Origin of the sequence: Streptomyces sp. PsTaAH-124 (genome assembly GCF_000373685.1) — a bacterium.
Taxonomy (GTDB): Bacteria; Actinomycetota; Actinomycetes; order Streptomycetales; family Streptomycetaceae; genus Streptomyces; species Streptomyces andamanensis.
In genome coordinates this window covers 344658-359145 of sequence record NZ_KB892209.1, presented here as the reverse complement: position 1 = coordinate 359145, position 14488 = coordinate 344658, and the positions used below count along the sequence as shown (strand labels likewise).

Annotated in this window: 11 protein-coding genes; 9 read left to right on the top strand and 2 right to left on the bottom strand. The window is 72.2% G+C overall.

Annotation, left to right across the window (positions count from 1 at the left end):
- Positions 1–29 precede the first annotated feature (29 nt).
- Positions 30–1367 carry a 6-phospho-beta-glucosidase gene (locus B086_RS0138760; RefSeq protein ID WP_018571829.1) on the bottom strand — a complete coding sequence of 446 codons (1338 nt, stop codon included), beginning with the start codon at positions 1365–1367 and terminating at the stop codon, positions 30–32.
- A 241-nt stretch (positions 1368–1608) separates the two neighbouring features.
- Between B086_RS0138760 and B086_RS0138755 the strand changes: the two genes are divergently transcribed.
- Positions 1609–2451: a hypothetical protein gene (locus tag B086_RS0138755; protein ID WP_018571828.1), complete on the top strand. Its 843-nt coding sequence runs from the start codon at positions 1609–1611 to the stop codon at positions 2449–2451.
- Positions 2452–2747: 296 nt separating this feature from the next.
- The gene (locus tag B086_RS0138750) at positions 2748–4181 is read left to right on the top strand and encodes a glycoside hydrolase family 16 protein (RefSeq protein ID WP_234029442.1); all 1434 of its coding nucleotides are present in this window, start codon (positions 2748–2750) and stop codon (positions 4179–4181) included.
- Positions 4182–4289: 108 nt separating this feature from the next.
- On the opposite strand, the gene B086_RS0138745 is transcribed toward B086_RS0138750, so the two are convergent.
- Entirely contained in the window at positions 4290–5216 is a 927-nt protein-coding gene (locus B086_RS0138745) for a helix-turn-helix domain-containing protein (protein WP_018571826.1), read from the bottom strand.
- A gap of 164 nt (positions 5217–5380) precedes the next feature.
- Here B086_RS0138745 and tkt point away from each other — a divergent pair, with 164 nt between their 5' ends.
- The 7 genes from tkt (at position 5381) to B086_RS0138710 (ending at position 14414) form a co-directional block, all read left to right on the top strand.
- A complete protein-coding gene (gene tkt, locus B086_RS0138740) occupies positions 5381–7456 on the top strand; it encodes a transketolase (protein WP_018571825.1) in 2076 nt (691 codons plus the stop codon).
- A 19-nt stretch (positions 7457–7475) separates the two neighbouring features.
- On the top strand, positions 7476–8645 hold the full coding sequence (tal, locus tag B086_RS0138735) for a transaldolase (protein WP_018571824.1): 1170 nt from the start codon (positions 7476–7478) through the stop codon (positions 8643–8645).
- Positions 8646–8746: 101 nt separating this feature from the next.
- Positions 8747–10354 carry a glucose-6-phosphate dehydrogenase gene (gene zwf / locus B086_RS0138730; RefSeq protein WP_051116006.1) on the top strand — a complete coding sequence of 536 codons (1608 nt, stop codon included), beginning with the start codon at positions 8747–8749 and terminating at the stop codon, positions 10352–10354.
- Complete coding sequence (gene opcA, locus B086_RS0138725) at positions 10351–11277, top strand: glucose-6-phosphate dehydrogenase assembly protein OpcA (protein WP_018571822.1); 927 nt, start codon at positions 10351–10353, stop codon at positions 11275–11277. The genes zwf and opcA overlap by 4 nt, the downstream gene beginning before the upstream one ends.
- A gap of 1 nt (position 11278) precedes the next feature.
- Positions 11279–12925, top strand: coding sequence for a glucose-6-phosphate isomerase (pgi, locus tag B086_RS0138720; protein ID WP_018571821.1), 1647 nt, complete (start codon positions 11279–11281; stop codon positions 12923–12925).
- Position 12926: 1 nt separating this feature from the next.
- The gene (gene gnd / locus B086_RS0138715; RefSeq protein ID WP_018571820.1) at positions 12927–13817 is read left to right on the top strand and encodes a phosphogluconate dehydrogenase (NAD(+)-dependent, decarboxylating); all 891 of its coding nucleotides are present in this window, start codon (positions 12927–12929) and stop codon (positions 13815–13817) included.
- Between the two features lie 6 nt (positions 13818–13823).
- Entirely contained in the window at positions 13824–14414 is a 591-nt protein-coding gene (locus B086_RS0138710) for a histidine phosphatase family protein (RefSeq protein WP_018571819.1), read from the top strand.
- Positions 14415–14488 lie beyond the last annotated feature (74 nt).

Here is a 14488-nt window from a genome sequence, read left to right as displayed (position 1 = left end):
CCCCCGGACCCGCCGCCCGCCACTGGCCGCTACCCGAGGTAGGCGAGACCGGGATGGACCCGGGTGTACTCCTCGACCAGCCTGCGGGCCACGTTGACGGAGTCCACCAGCGGATGCAGGGCGAACGCCTTCACCGCGACCGCCCGGGAGCCGGACGCCGCCGCGGCCAGCACCTCGCGCTCGACCGCCTTGACCGAGCGGACGAGACCGGCCGCGTGCCCCGGCAGCGGGCCGGTGGAGACCGGGTGCGCGCCGTTGGCGTCGACCAGGCAGGGCACCTCGACGACGGCGTCGGAGTCCAGCTCCGGCAGGGTGCCGCGGTTGCGGACGTTGAGGATGAGGGTGGTGCGTTCGTCGCGGGCGACGGCCCGCATCAGGGCGAGCGCCACCTTCTCGTAGCCGCCGGAGAGGTCGTCCTCCTCGCGCTCGCCCGCACCGGCCGCCTCCCGGTTCTCCGCCATGTACGTGGCCTCGCGCTCCGCGCGGGTGCGGTTCCAGGCGTCCAGCGCCGGGGCGTGCGGGTCGCCCAGCTCCTCGTAGAAGCGGGCCTGCTGGTCGCGCAGGAAGGCGCCGCGGGTCTGCCCGGCCCGCTGGTAGGCGTCGACGGCCTCGCGGTTGAAGTAGTAGTAGTGCAGATACTCGTTGGGGATCGCGCCCAGCGTGCGCAGCCACTCGGCGCCGAAGAGGCGGCCCTCCTCGAAGGAGCCCAGCAGCGCGGGATCGGCGAGCAGGCGCGGCAGTTCGTCCCGTCCGCCGACCCGCAGCCCGCGCACCCAGCCGAGGTGGTTGAGGCCGACGTAGTCGATCCACGCCTCGCGCGGGTCGGCGCCGAGCACCCGCGCGATCCGGCGGCCCAGGCCGACCGGTGAGTCGCAGATCCCGATGACGCGGTCGCCGAGGTGGCGGGACATGGCCTCGGTCACCAGCCCCGCCGGGTTGGTGAAGTTGATGACCCAGGCGCCGGGTGCGAGCCGGGCCACCCGCCGGGCGATGTCGACGGCGACGGGGACGGTGCGCAGGCCGTAGGCGATGCCGCCCGCGCCGACGGTCTCCTGGCCCAGGACGTCCTGGGCGAGCGCCACCCGCTCGTCCGCCGCCCTGCCCTCCAGACCGCCCACCCGGATCGCCGAGAACACGAAGTCGGCGCCGCGCAGGGCCTCGTCCAGGTCGGTGACGGCCCGCACCGCCGGGGCATCCGGCACCCCGGCGGCCTGCTCGGCCAGCACCCGGGTGATCGCCGAGAGGCGGCCCGCGTCGAGATCGTGCAGGACGACCTCCGTGACACGGCCCGCGCCGCGGTCCGCGAGCAGCGCCCCGTACACGAGCGGCACCCGGAACCCGCCGCCGCCCAGAATCGTCAGCCTCACCCTCGCACCTCTCCGCCACGGCCCCGCGCCGGCCACCGGATCCGCGATCCGGCGGGCGCGCGCACATCCGGAACGAAACCCTACTCGGCGCCGCGCTCCGGGCCCGTGAGCCGCCCGCCGCCACCGGGGGACGCCCGCCGTCCCCGCGCGCGACCGACCGGGTGATCCGGAATCCCCCGCCCCGGCAGGCGATACGTGATTCCATTCGAATCCCCACCCCCTAGTCCACGGCAGGGAACTGATGAGACGTCAACTCTTCGCCCTGGCCGCCCTGTCGGCGGCCGTCACGCTCGGTGCGGCGACCTCCTCGGCGGCGTCCGGGCCGGTCTGGCAGGAGACCGGCACCGCGCACGTCGACTCGCTGAGCGGCAGCCAGGGCCTCGCCAGCCGCGCGGACGGTTCACTGGTGTACCGGGGGCTCGCCTCCGTCCCGCTGGACCTGCGTGTCAAGGGCTGGAACCACGTCGGCGACCCGGATGTGGCCCAGGGCCATGTCTTCGACGCCTACCAGGGCGCGGACTCGGCGACCTCCAAGATGTTCGCGGTGACCACCCCGGGCGGCCAGCGCTACGAGTACGTCCATCCGCTGGACGCGGGCGAGAAGGTGAACAACTCCTTCGCCGCCGTCTCCCCCGACGCCCAGTGGCTGGTGTCCGGGGAGTGGGGCGACCAGAACCGGCTCCAGGTCTTCCCCGCCCCGCTGCTCAACCCGTCCACCCCGCGCACCGGCGGCACGCTGCCGCAGGCCCCGCAGATCACCCTCGACAAGCCGGTCCGTGACATCCAGGGCTGCGACTTCGTCGACGACACCCGGCTGCTGTGCGCCTCGGACGACGGTTCCAAGGAACTGTTCCCCGAGGACCGGCCGCTGCTCCAGGTGGACCTGGACCACAGGCTGGACGGCGGCGCCGTGACCGGGCACGTCACCAGCCTGTTCGCGCTGCCCCAGCGCAGCGTGTGCAGCGGGGGGTTCGAGGCGGAGGGGGTGGACTACGAGACGTCCACCGGCACCCTGCGCGCGGAGGTCGTCCCGCCGAGCGTCTGCAAGGTCGCCACGACCGTGTACAGCTTCCGCCTGGGATAGCGGCGGACAGGAGTGGTCACCGGACGGCGGCGGGCCCGGCCCGCCGCCGTCCGCGTTCCGCGGCCGGGTCCCCCGCACCGCCCTCTCCCCCGCGTCCTCCTCCGCTCACCCCCTTCGCCCCCCACCCCCCTTCATCCCGTTGGCCCCCTTCACCCCCTGAACTCCCCCGCCCGCACCGGACTTTCCCTGCTTCAACTCTTGACGACCGGGGCGGTGGGGAGCACATTGGCGGGCGCACCTCCTGAGAGCGCTCTCAGAACGTTCCCCTCGCTCCCCACCCCACCCGGGAGGCCCCCGTGAGTGAACCCTCAGGCGCACCCGCCCAGTTGCCCGCCGCGCGCAGCGCGCCCCGACGGCGGCGCTCCGCGCGCCGCGCGCTCGTCGCGGCGCTCGGCACCCTCGGCCTGGCGGCGGCCCTCGCCACCGCCGCGACGCTCCCGGCCGACGCCTCGGCCCCCGCCCCGCCCTCGGGCTGGACCCAGGTCTTCCTGGACGACTTCGACGGGGCCGCGGGCTCCGGTGCCGACACCTCGGCCTGGCAGTACGACACGGGCACCTCGTACCCGGGCGGCGCGGCCGGCTGGGGCACCGGCGAGGTGGAGACGATGACCTCGTCCACCGCCAACGTCGCCCTGGACGGCAAGGGCGATCTGCTGATCACCCCGCGCCGGGACGCCTCCGGGCACTGGACCTCGGGCCGGATCGAGACCACCCGCACGGACTTCGAGCCGCCGTCCGGCGGCAAGCTGCGCGTCCAGGCCCGCATCCAGCTGCCGAACGTCACCGGCGCCGCCGCCAAGGGCTACTGGCCCGCCTTCTGGGCGCTCGGCTCACCCTTCCGCGGCAACTACTGGAACTGGCCCGGCGTCGGCGAGCTGGACATCATGGAGAACGTCCAGGGCCTCAACACCGACTGGGCGACGATGCACTGCGGCACCAGTCCGGGCGGCCCCTGCAACGAGACCACGGGCATCGGCGGTTCGACCCCCTGCCCCGGCGCCACCTGCCAGGCCGGCTTCCACACGTACGCCATGGAGTGGGACCGCTCCGCCAGTCCCGAGCAGATCCGCTTCTCGGTGGACGGCACCGTCTTCCACACCGTGCGGGCGGACCAGGTCGACGCGACCACCTGGGCGAACGCCACCCGGCACGGCTACTTCGTGATCCTTGACGTGGCCATGGGCGGCGGCTTCCCGGACGCCTTCGGCGGCGGCCCGGACGGCGGCACCGAGCCGGGCCACCCCATGACGGTGGACTATGTGCAGGTGCTGACCTCGGGCGGCGGTGGCGGCGGCACCACTCCCCCGCCCACCGGCCACCGGGACGCCTACAGCCCCGTACAGGCCGAGTCGTACGACAGCCAGAGCGGTGTGAGCACGGAGGCGACCACCGACAGCGGCGGCGGCCAGGACATCGGGTCGCTCGCGAACGGGGACTGGGCGCTCTACAAGGGCGTCGACTTCGGTTCCGCGGGCGCGCGGCAGTTCTCCGCCCGGGTCGCGAGCGGCGCGGCGAACGGGGTGAGCGGGCTGGTCGAGGTGCGCCTGGACAGCCGGGGCAACGCGCCGGTGGGCAGCTTCGCGGTGGGCAGCACCGGCGGCTGGCAGTCCTGGCGCACGGTACCGGCGAACATCGGCACGGTGACCGGCACCCACGACGTCTATCTCACCTTCACCAGCGGCCAGCCGGCCGACTTCGTGAACGTCAACTGGTTCGACTTCGGCCACTGAGCGCCGTACCGGATGCGCGCCGTACCGGATGAGCGCCGTACCGGACCGGCACGCGCGGCCGGACCGGCACGCGCAGGGGCCCCGCGACGGCGCGGGGCCCCTGTCCGTTCAGCGCAGTTCCGCCCGGAAGGCCACCGGGGTCTGCCCCGTGTGCAGATGGAAGAACTTCGAGAAGTTGGCCGCGTCCGGGAAGCCCACCGCCACGCCGACGCGCCCGATGGGGAGTTCGGTGTGCGCGAGCAGGCGTTCGGCCTCCAGGACGACGCGCCGGTCGATGAACCCTTTGGGGGTCTGGCCGGTGGCGGCGCGGACCGCGCGCACCAGGGTGCGGCGTGAGTAACCGAGGGCGTCGGCGTAGGCGCTGACGCTGTGGTTGGTGGTGAAGCCCTGTTCGACCGCGTCGCGGAACAACGTGAAGGTGGTGTCGGCCTGTTGCCGGTCGGCCTCCGCCGAACTGGCCGCGAGATGGGCGAGCCGGAGCAGGAACGCGGTCAGCGAGTGCCGCAGCACCGCCGTGTGCAGGCTCAGCGGCAGGGTCTCCGTGTCCTCGTACTCGCGGCGGAGTTGGGCGAGCGCGGCCTCCAGCGCGACGCGCCCGGCCGTGTCGGGGTGGAGCAGCGGCGGCAGGTCGTAGCGGTACAGGCCGGTGGCCTCGACGGTGGCGCGGGGCAGGAAGCCGGGCTGCATGGTCAGCACCGTTCCGCGGTACTCGTGCGCGCGGGAGAAGCGGTGGACCTGTCCGGGGCGGATCCACAGCACGTCACCGGCGGCCGCCTCGTACTCGGTGAAGTCGACCATGTGCCGGACGGGGCCCGCGGCGAAGAGCATGACCACGTGGAAGTCGATGCGGTGGACGCGGTGGAGAGGAGCCTCGGCGTGCCAGGTCCGGCCGGTGCCCAAGGGGCCTATCTGGAGTCCGACGCCGCCGAGGCTCAGGTCGACTGGGAAGGGGAAGGTCCTGATCGCGTGGCCGCCGCCGCTCCCCGCGCCGTCCGCGTCGCCGCTGTCGCCGTCCTGGGTGATTTCGTCCGCCATGTCCTTCTCGTACCGGCTCGGCCGCCCGCCGACGGGCCGCGTGATCCAACTGTGTCCCACTTTCACCACAGGCTGACACACGGAGACCTTCCGGCAAAAAAGTCTGACTTTTAAGTTCGAACACGTCCGGCAGCAATCCAGCTTCTTCCGAGGACTTCTTGAAGATGAGCGAGCAGACGACCGTCCCCTTCGAGTGGACCGACCTCGACCGGCGCGCCGTGGATACCGCGCGCCTGCTGGCGGCCGACGCCGTGCAGAAGGTCGGCAACGGCCACCCCGGCACCGCGATGGCCCTGGCCCCGGCCGCGTACACGATCTTCCAGAAGCTGATGCGGCACGACCCGGCCGATCCCGAGTGGACCGGCCGCGACCGCTTCGTCCTCTCCCCCGGCCACACCTCGCTGACCCTCTACACCCAGCTGTACCTGGCCGGCTACGAGCTGGAGCTGGACGATCTGAAGGCGTTCCGCACCTACGGTTCCAAGACCCCGGGCCACCCCGAGTACGGCCACACCGCCGGGGTGGAGACCACCACGGGCCCGCTGGGGCAGGGCGCCGCGATGGCGGTCGGCATGGCGATGGCCGCCCGCTACGAGCGCGGCCTGTTCGACCCGGACGCCCCCGAGGGCACCTCGCCCTTCGACCACACCATCTGGGCGATCGTCTCCGACGGCGACCTGGAGGAGGGCGTCTCCGCCGAGGCGTCCTCGCTGGCCGGCCACCAGAGGCTCGGCAACCTGGTCTTCCTCTACGACGACAACCACATCTCCATCGAGGGCGACACCGCCACCGCCTTCTCCGAGGACGTGCTGGGGCGCTACGAGGCGTACGGCTGGCACACCCAGCGCGTCGAGCCCGCCGCGAACGGCGACGTCGACGTGCGCGCCCTGCACGCGGCGCTCTCGGCGGCCCGCGCCGAGACGTCCCGCCCCTCGATCGTGGCGATGCGCACGGTCATCGCCTGGCCGGCCCCGCACGCCCGGAACACCGAGGCGTCGCACGGCTCGGCGCTGGGCGAGGAGGAGGTCGCCGCGACCAAGCGCGTCCTCGGCTTCGACCCGGAGCGGACCTTCCAGGTGGACGAGGATGTCCTCGCGCACACCCGGCGGACCCTGGACCGGGGCGCCGAGGCGCACGCCGCCTGGGAGAAGCAGCTCACCGAGTGGCGCGGGGTGCGGCCCGAGCGGGCCCGGCTGCTGGACCGGATCGTGGCCGGGAAGCTGCCCGAGGGCTGGCAGGACGCGCTGCCGGTCTTCGAGGAGGGGAAGTCCGTCGCCACCCGGGCTGCCTCCGGCAAGGTGCTCCAGGCGCTCGGCGAGATACTGCCCGAGCTGTGGGGCGGCTCCGCCGACCTGGCCGGCTCCAACAACACCACCATCGACAAGACGTCCTCCTTCCTCCCCGCGGGCAACCCGCTCCCCGAGGCGGACCCCTACGGCCGCACCATCCACTTCGGCATCCGCGAGTTCTCCATGGCCGCGGAGATGAACGGCATCGCCCTGCACGGCAACACACGCGTGTACGGCGGCACCTTCCTGGTCTTCTCCGACTACATGCGCAACGCCGTGCGCCTGTCCGCCCTGATGCAGCTCCCGGTGACCTACGTGTGGACGCACGACTCCATCGGCCTGGGCGAGGACGGCCCCACCCACCAGCCCGTCGAGCACCTCGCCTCGCTGCGCGCCGTCCCCGGCCTGAACATCGTCCGCCCGGCCGACGCCAACGAGACCGCCCTCGCCTGGGCCGAGATCCTCAAGCGGCACGCCACCCACCCGGCGCCGCACGGCCTCGCGCTCACCCGCCAGGGCGTGCCGACGTACGCGCCGGACCCGGACACCGCCAAGGGCGGCTACATCCGCGTGGAGGCGTCCACCGGCACCCCGGACGTGATCCTCATCGGCACCGGCTCCGAGCTCCGGCTCGCCGTGGCCGCGCGGGAGGCGCTGGAGGCCGAGGGGATCGCCACCCGGGTGGTGTCGATGCCGTCCGTGGAGTGGTTCGAGGAGCAGCCCCTCGCCTACCGCGAGCACGTCCTGCCGCCGTCGGTGCGGGCCCGGGTCGCCGTCGAGGCGGGCATCAATCTGACGTGGTACCGCTTCACAGGTGACGCAGGACGGATCGTCTCCCTCGATCACTTCGGTGCCTCCGCCGATGCCGGGACCCTGTTCGCCGAGTACGGCTTCACCCCCGAGAACGTCGCCGCCGCGGCCCGCGCCTCGCTGGCCGCCGCGCGCGCATGATCCGAACGCAACAAGGAAGATGATCACTGTGACCGAACAAACCGCGGCCTCGGAAGCGCTGGGGCGCCTGTCCGACCAGGGCGTGTCGATCTGGCTGGACGACCTGTCGCGCCGCCGGATCACCTCGGGCAACCTGGCCGAGCTGGTGGCCGGACGGCATGTCGTGGGCGTCACCACGAACCCGTCGATCTTCCAGGCCGCCATCGGTTCCGGCGCGGGCTACGAGGAGCAGCTCGCCGACCTGGCGGTGCGCGGCGTCACGGTCGACGAGGCCGTGCGCATGATGACCACCGCCGATGTACGGGACGCGGCCGACGTGCTGCGCGGGGTGTACGACGCGACCGGCGGGCAGGACGGGCGGGTCTCCATCGAGGTGGACCCGCGCCTCGCCCACGACACCACGGCAACCGTCGCCGAGGCCCGGCAGCTGGCCTGGCTGGTGGACCGGCCCAACGTCATGATCAAGATCCCCGCCACCCGTGCGGGCCTGCCGGCCATCACGGAGGTCGTCGGAGCGGGTATCAGTGTCAATGTGACGCTGATCTTCTCCCTGGAGCGCTACCGCGAGGTGATGGACGCCTACCTCGCCGGTCTGGAGAAGGCGCGCGCCGCCGGGCACGACCTGGCGTCGATCCGCTCCGTGGCCTCCTTCTTCGTCTCCCGGGTCGACTCCGAGATCGACAAGCGGCTGACGGCGCTGGGCACCGGCGAGGCCCTGGCGCTCAAGGGCCGGGCGGCCCTGGCGAACGCCCGGCTGGCCTATGCGGAGTACGAGCAGGTGTTCGGTTCCGCGGACGGTACGACCCGGCCTGGCGAGCGGTTCGCCGCGCTGGTGGGCGCGGGCGCGCACGCCCAGCGTCCCCTGTGGGCGTCGACCGGGGTGAAGGATCCGGCGTACAAGGACACCCTGTACGTGGACGAGCTGGTCGCACCCGGCACGGTGAACACCATGCCGGAGGGCACGCTGAACGCCACCGCCGACCACGGCGCGATCACCGGTGACACGGTGACCGGCGGCTACGAGCAGGCCCGCGCGGACCTGGCGGCCGTCGGGCGGCTGGGCATCTCCTACGACGAGGTCGTCCAGCAGTTGGAGGACGAGGGCGTCGCCAAGTTCGAGACGGCCTGGCAGGACCTGCTGGACGCGGTCACGAAGTCCTTGAACAGCAAGGGAGTTGACGCGGAATGAGCAAGAAGCCCGCCGAGCCGGCGGCTGCGGAGGCCGGGGCGGCGAGTCCGCCGCCCGCCGCCGCCGTACGGCCCGAGGACCAGGAACCGGACCCCAAGGCCATGCAGCAGGCGCAGGCGTCCGGGGCCACGGGCTCCGCCGAGGCGCGCGAGGGGGCGGACGTGCGCGTCCCGGTCGTCCCGGCCGCCGACTGGGTGAATCCGCTGCGCGACCCCCGCGACCGCCGGCTGCCCAGGATCGCGGGCCCCTCCGGGCTCGTCATCTTCGGTGTCACCGGCGACCTGTCCCGCAAGAAGCTCATGCCGGCCGTCTACGACCTGGCCAACCGCGGTCTGCTGCCGCCGGGCTTCTCGCTGGTCGGCTTCGCCCGCCGGGACTGGGAGGACCAGGACTTCGCGCAGGTCGTGCACGACGCCGTCAAGGAGCACGCGCGCACCCCGTTCCGCGAGGAGGTGTGGCAGCAGCTCGCCGAGGGCATGCGCTTCGTCCCCGGTGACTTCGACGACGACACCGCGTTCAAGCAGCTGCGCGACGCGGTGCAGGAGCTGGACTCCTCGCGGGGCACCGGCGGCAACTTCGCCTTCTACCTCTCGGTGCCGCCGAAGTTCTTCCCCAAGGTCGTGCAGCAGCTGAAGAAGCACGGTCTGGCGGAGGGCCCCGAGGGCTCCTGGCGGCGCGCGGTCATCGAGAAGCCGTTCGGCCACGACCTGGCCAGCGCCCGCGAGCTGAACCGGATCGTGCACGAGGTGTTCGACCCGGACCAGGTGTTCCGCATCGACCACTATCTGGGCAAGGAGACCGTCCAGAACATCCTGGCGCTGCGCTTCGCCAACCAGATGTACGAGCCGATCTGGAACCGCTCCTATGTCGACCATGTGCAGATCACCATGGCCGAGGACATCGGCATCGGCGGCCGGGCCGGCTACTACGACGGCATCGGCGCCGCCCGCGACGTCATCCAGAACCACCTGCTCCAGCTGATGGCGCTCACCGCGATGGAGGAGCCGATCGCCTTCGACGCGGAGGCGCTGCTCACCGAGAAGCTGAAGGTGCTCAAGTCGGTGCGGCTGCCCGAGGAGCTGGGCGAGCACACCGTGCGCGCCCAGTACGCCGAGGGCTGGCAGGGCGGCGAGAAGGTGCCCGGCTACCTCCAGGAGGAGGGCATCGACCCGAAGTCGAAGACCGACACCTACGCGGCGGTCAAGCTGGAGATCGACAACCGCCGCTGGGCGGGCGTCCCCTTCTATCTGCGCACCGGCAAGCGGCTGGGCCGCCGGGTCACCGAGATCGCGGTGGTCTTCAAGCGGGCCCCGCACTCCCCCTTCGACACCACGGCCACCGAGGAGCTGGGCGAGAACGCCATCGTGATCCGCGTGCAGCCGGACGAGGGCATGACGGTCCGGTTCGGTTCGAAGGTGCCGGGCACCTCGATGGAGATCCGGGACGTGACGATGGACTTCGCCTACGGCGAGTCCTTCACGGAGTCCAGCCCGGAGGCGTACGAACGCCTCATCCTGGACGTGCTGCTCGGTGACGCGAACCTGTTCCCCCGTCACCAGGAAGTGGAAGAGTCCTGGAAGATCCTCGACCCGATCGAGGGCTACTGGGACGAGCACGGCAGGCCCGCCCAGTACCCCTCGGGCACCTGGGGACCGCGGGAAGCCGACGAGATGCTCGCACGAGACGGACGGAGCTGGCGCAGGCCATGAAGATCGACCTGACCGACACCACGGCAAGCAAGATCAACAAGGCGCTGGTGGAAGGCCGCCGCGCCATCGGCACGCCCGCCGTGGGCATGGTCCTGACGATGGTGATCGTCGCCGACGAGGAGAACGCCTACGACTCGATCAAGGCGGCCGAGGACGCCTCGCGCGAGCACCCCTCGCGCACCCTGGTCGTGATCAAGCGGCACGCGCGCACCCTGCGCGACCGCACCCACTCCCGGCTGGACGCGGAGATCCGCCTCGGCTCGGAGGCCGGTACCGGCGAGACGGTGGTGCTGCGCACCTACGGCGACGTCTCCGACCACGCCGACTCGGTGGTGCTGCCGCTGCTGCTGCCGGACGCGCCGGTCGTCGTCTGGTGGCCGGTGGAGGCGCCCGGCAACGTCGCGGCCGACCCGCTGGGCGCGCTGGCCCAGCGCCGCATCACCGATCTGTACGCCTTCGAGAACCCGCTGGAGGTCCTTCAGACCCGGGCCCGCCACTACGCGCCCGGCGACACCGACCTGGCCTGGACCCGGCTCACCCTGTGGCGCTCGATGCTCGCGGCGGCCCTGGACCAGGCCCGGGTGCGGGTGACCTCGGCGGCCGTGGAGGCGGAGGCCGACAACCCGAGCGCGGAGCTGCTGGCCCGCTGGCTGGAGGCCCGGCTGGGCGTCCCGGTCGACCGGGTGGGCAGCGAGGGACCGTTCGTGACGGCCGTCCGCCTGGGCACCGCCGACGGCGAGATCGTCATCGACCGGCCCGAGGGCCCGCTGGCCACGCTGAGCCTGCCCGGCCAGCCGTCCCGCACCCTCGCCCTCAAGGTCCGTCCCACCTCCGAACTCATCGCCGAGGAGCTGCGCCGCCTCGACGCCGACGAGATGTACGCCGTGGCCCTGCGGGGCGACGGGATCAAGGAGACCGTCTGACATGTCCGACACCACCAAGCTCACCCGGCGTCCGCAGTGGACCGCGCTGGAGGACCACCGCGCCCGGTGGACGTCCCATCTGCGGGAGCTGTTCGCCGAGGACCCCGCGCGCGCCGAGCGCTACACGGTGCGCGTCGGTGATCTGCGCATCGACTACTCCAAGCACCTGGTCACCGACGAGACGCTCCAGCTGCTGCGGGAGCTGGCCGAGGCGACCGGCGTGGCCCCTCTGCGCGACGCCATGTTCGCCGGGGAGAAGATCAACGTCACCGAGGGGCGGGCCGTGCTGCACACCGCGCTGCGCGCGCCCCGGGACGCGGTGATCGAGGTCGACGGCGAGAACGTGGTGCCCCAGGTGCACGCGGTCCTCGACAAGATGGCCGGCTTCGCCGAGCGGATCCGCTCCGGCGAGTGGACCGGGCACACCGGCAAGCGGATCCGCAATGTGGTCAACATCGGCATCGGCGGCTCCGACCTCGGCCCGGCGATGGCGTACGAGGTGCTGCGCGCCTACACCGACCGCGCTCTGACGGTCCGGTTCGTCTCCAACGTCGACGGCGCCGACCTGCACGAGGCGACCCGCGACCTGGACCCGGCCGAGACGCTGTTCATCGTCGCCTCCAAGGCCTTCACCACGATCGAGACGATCACCAACGCCACCTCGGCCCGGGACTGGCTGCTCAAGGGGCTGGACGGGGACCCGAAGGCGGTCGCCAAGCACTTCGTGGCGCTGTCGACGAACACGGAGAAGGTCACCGGGTTCGGTATCGACGTCGACAACATGTTCGCGTTCTGGGACTGGGTCGGCGGCCGGTACTCGTACGACTCGGCGATCGGCCTCTCGCTGATGATCGCGATCGGCCCGGACCGCTTCCGCGAGATGCTGGACGGCTTCCGCATCGTCGACGAGCACTTCCGCAACGCGCCCGCCGAGGCCAACGCGCCGCTCATCCTGGGCCTGCTGGGCATCTGGTACGGCAACTTCTTCGGCGCGCAGACGCACGCGGTGCTGCCGTACTCGCACTATCTGTCGAAGTTCACCGCCTACCTCCAGCAGCTCGACATGGAGTCCAACGGCAAGTCGGTGCAGCGCGACGGCGAGCCGGTGGAGTGGCAGACCGGTCCGGTGGTCTGGGGCACGCCCGGCACCAACGGCCAGCACGCCTACTACCAGCTCATCCACCAGGGCACCGAGCTGATCCCGGCCGACTTCATCGGCTTCGCCAACCCGGTCGCGGAGCTGAGCGACGAGCTGAAGGCCCAGCACGACCTGCTGATGGCCAACCTGTTCGCGCAGGGCCAGGCGCTGGCCTTCGGCAAGACCGCCGACGAGGTGCGCGCCGAGGGGGTGCCCGAGGAGCAGGTCGCCCCGCGCACCTTCCACGGCAACCACCCCACCACCACGATCCTGGCGGGCGAGCTGACCCCGTCGGTCCTCGGGCAGCTGATCGCCCTCTACGAGCACAAGGTGTTCGTACAGGGCGCCGTGTGGAACATCGACTCCTTCGACCAGTGGGGCGTCGAACTCGGCAAGGTGCTGGCCAAGCGGGTCGAGCCCGCGCTGACCGAGGGCGCCGAGGTGCCCGGTCTCGACCCGTCCACCGCCGCCCTCGTGGCCGCCTACCGCGAACTCAAGAAAGTGAACTGACATGGCATCGACGCAGATCGGTCTCGTGGGCCTCGGCAAGATGGGCGGCAACATGCGGGAACGCCTCCGCAACGCCGGCCTCACGGTCGTCGGCTACGACCGCAACCCCGAGGTCTCCGACGTGCCCAGCCTGGTCGACCTGGTCGACCGGCTCGACGGCCCGCGCGCGGTCTGGGTGATGGTCCCGGCCGGCGGCGCCACCCAGCACGTCATCGACCAGCTCGCCACCCTCCTCAAGCCCGGTGACCTGGTGATCGACGGCGGCAACTCCCGCTGGACGGACGACGAGAAGCACGCCAAGCAGCTGCACGCGCGCGGCATCGGCTTCGTCGACGCGGGCGTCTCGGGCGGGGTGTGGGGCCTGAAGAACGGCTACGCGCTCATGGTCGGCGGCGACAAGGAGCACGTCGACCGGCTCAAGCCGGTCTTCGACGCCCTCAAGCCCGAGGGCCCCTACGGCTATGTCCACGCGGGCAAGGTGGGCGCGGGCCACTTCGCGAAGATGGTCCACAACGGCATCGAGTACGCGATGATGCAGGCGTACGCCGAGGGCTGGGAGCTGCTGGAGAAGGTCGACTCCGTGGACAACGTCCGCGAGGTCTTCCGGTCCTGGCAGGAGGGCACCGTCATCCGCTCCTGGCTGCTCGACCTCGCCGTCAACGCGCTGGACGACGACGAGCACCTGGAGAAGCTGCGCGGCTACGCGGAGGACTCCGGCGAGGGCCGCTGGACCGTGGAGGCGGCCATCGACAACGCCGTGCCGCTGCCCGCGATCACGGCCTCGCTGTTCGCCCGGTTCGCCTCCCGCCAGGACGACTCGCCGCAGATGAAGATGGTCGCGGCGCTGCGCAACCAGTTCGGCGGCCACGCCGTCGAGTCGAAGAAGGGCTGACGCGCCGTGGGGGACCTTCTCCTGGTCCGCCACGGCGAGACGGAGTGGAGCCTGTCGGGACAGCACACCAGCCGTACCGATCTGCCCCTCACCCAGCGCGGCGAGGAGCAGGCCAAGCTGCTCGCTCCGCTCCTGACCGGCCGGACCTACGCACAGGTGCTCACCAGCCCGCTCGGCCGGGCCGTGCGCACCGCCGAACTCGCGGGTCTGACCGGCGCCGAGGCGGATCCCGATCTGCATGAATGGGACTACGGCGGCTACGAGGGCGTCACCACCGCCGAGATACACCGCTCCCGGCCGCACTGGGACCTGTGGACCGACGGGGTGCCGCCCGGCGCCTCCCCCGGTGAGTCACCGGAGGAGGTCGGCCGGCGCGCCGACCGGGTGCTGGAGCGGGTCGCCCCGGCGCTCGCCCGGGACGGCGGCGACGTGGTCCTGGTCGCGCACGGCCACTTCCTGCGGGTGCTGACGGCCCGCAGGCTGGGCCTGCCGCCCGCCGAGGGCCGCCTGTTCCAGCTCGCGACGGGCACGGTGAGCCGGCTCTCGACCGAGCACGACCGGCCGGTCGTCGCGGAGTGGAACACCAGGGCGGCGTAGCGGCGGACACGCTGCCCGTCCTCGCAGGGGCCCCGGCACCGAGCCGGGGCCCCTGCGCGTGCGCCGGACGTGTC

Coding starts and splice junctions, on each gene's coding strand:
- B086_RS0138755 (WP_018571828.1), top strand. CDS start 1,609: ATGAGACGTCAACTCTTCGCCCTGGCCGCCCTGTCGGCGGCCGTCACG.
- B086_RS0138745 (WP_018571826.1), bottom strand. CDS start 5,216: ATGGCGGACGAAATCACCCAGGACGGCGACAGCGGCGACGCGGACGGC.
- tkt (WP_018571825.1), top strand. CDS start 5,381: ATGAGCGAGCAGACGACCGTCCCCTTCGAGTGGACCGACCTCGACCGG.
- tal (WP_018571824.1), top strand. CDS start 7,476: ATGATCACTGTGACCGAACAAACCGCGGCCTCGGAAGCGCTGGGGCGC.
- zwf (WP_051116006.1), top strand. CDS start 8,747: ATGCAGCAGGCGCAGGCGTCCGGGGCCACGGGCTCCGCCGAGGCGCGC.
- opcA (WP_018571822.1), top strand. CDS start 10,351: ATGAAGATCGACCTGACCGACACCACGGCAAGCAAGATCAACAAGGCG.
- pgi (WP_018571821.1), top strand. CDS start 11,279: ATGTCCGACACCACCAAGCTCACCCGGCGTCCGCAGTGGACCGCGCTG.
- gnd (WP_018571820.1), top strand. CDS start 12,927: ATGGCATCGACGCAGATCGGTCTCGTGGGCCTCGGCAAGATGGGCGGC.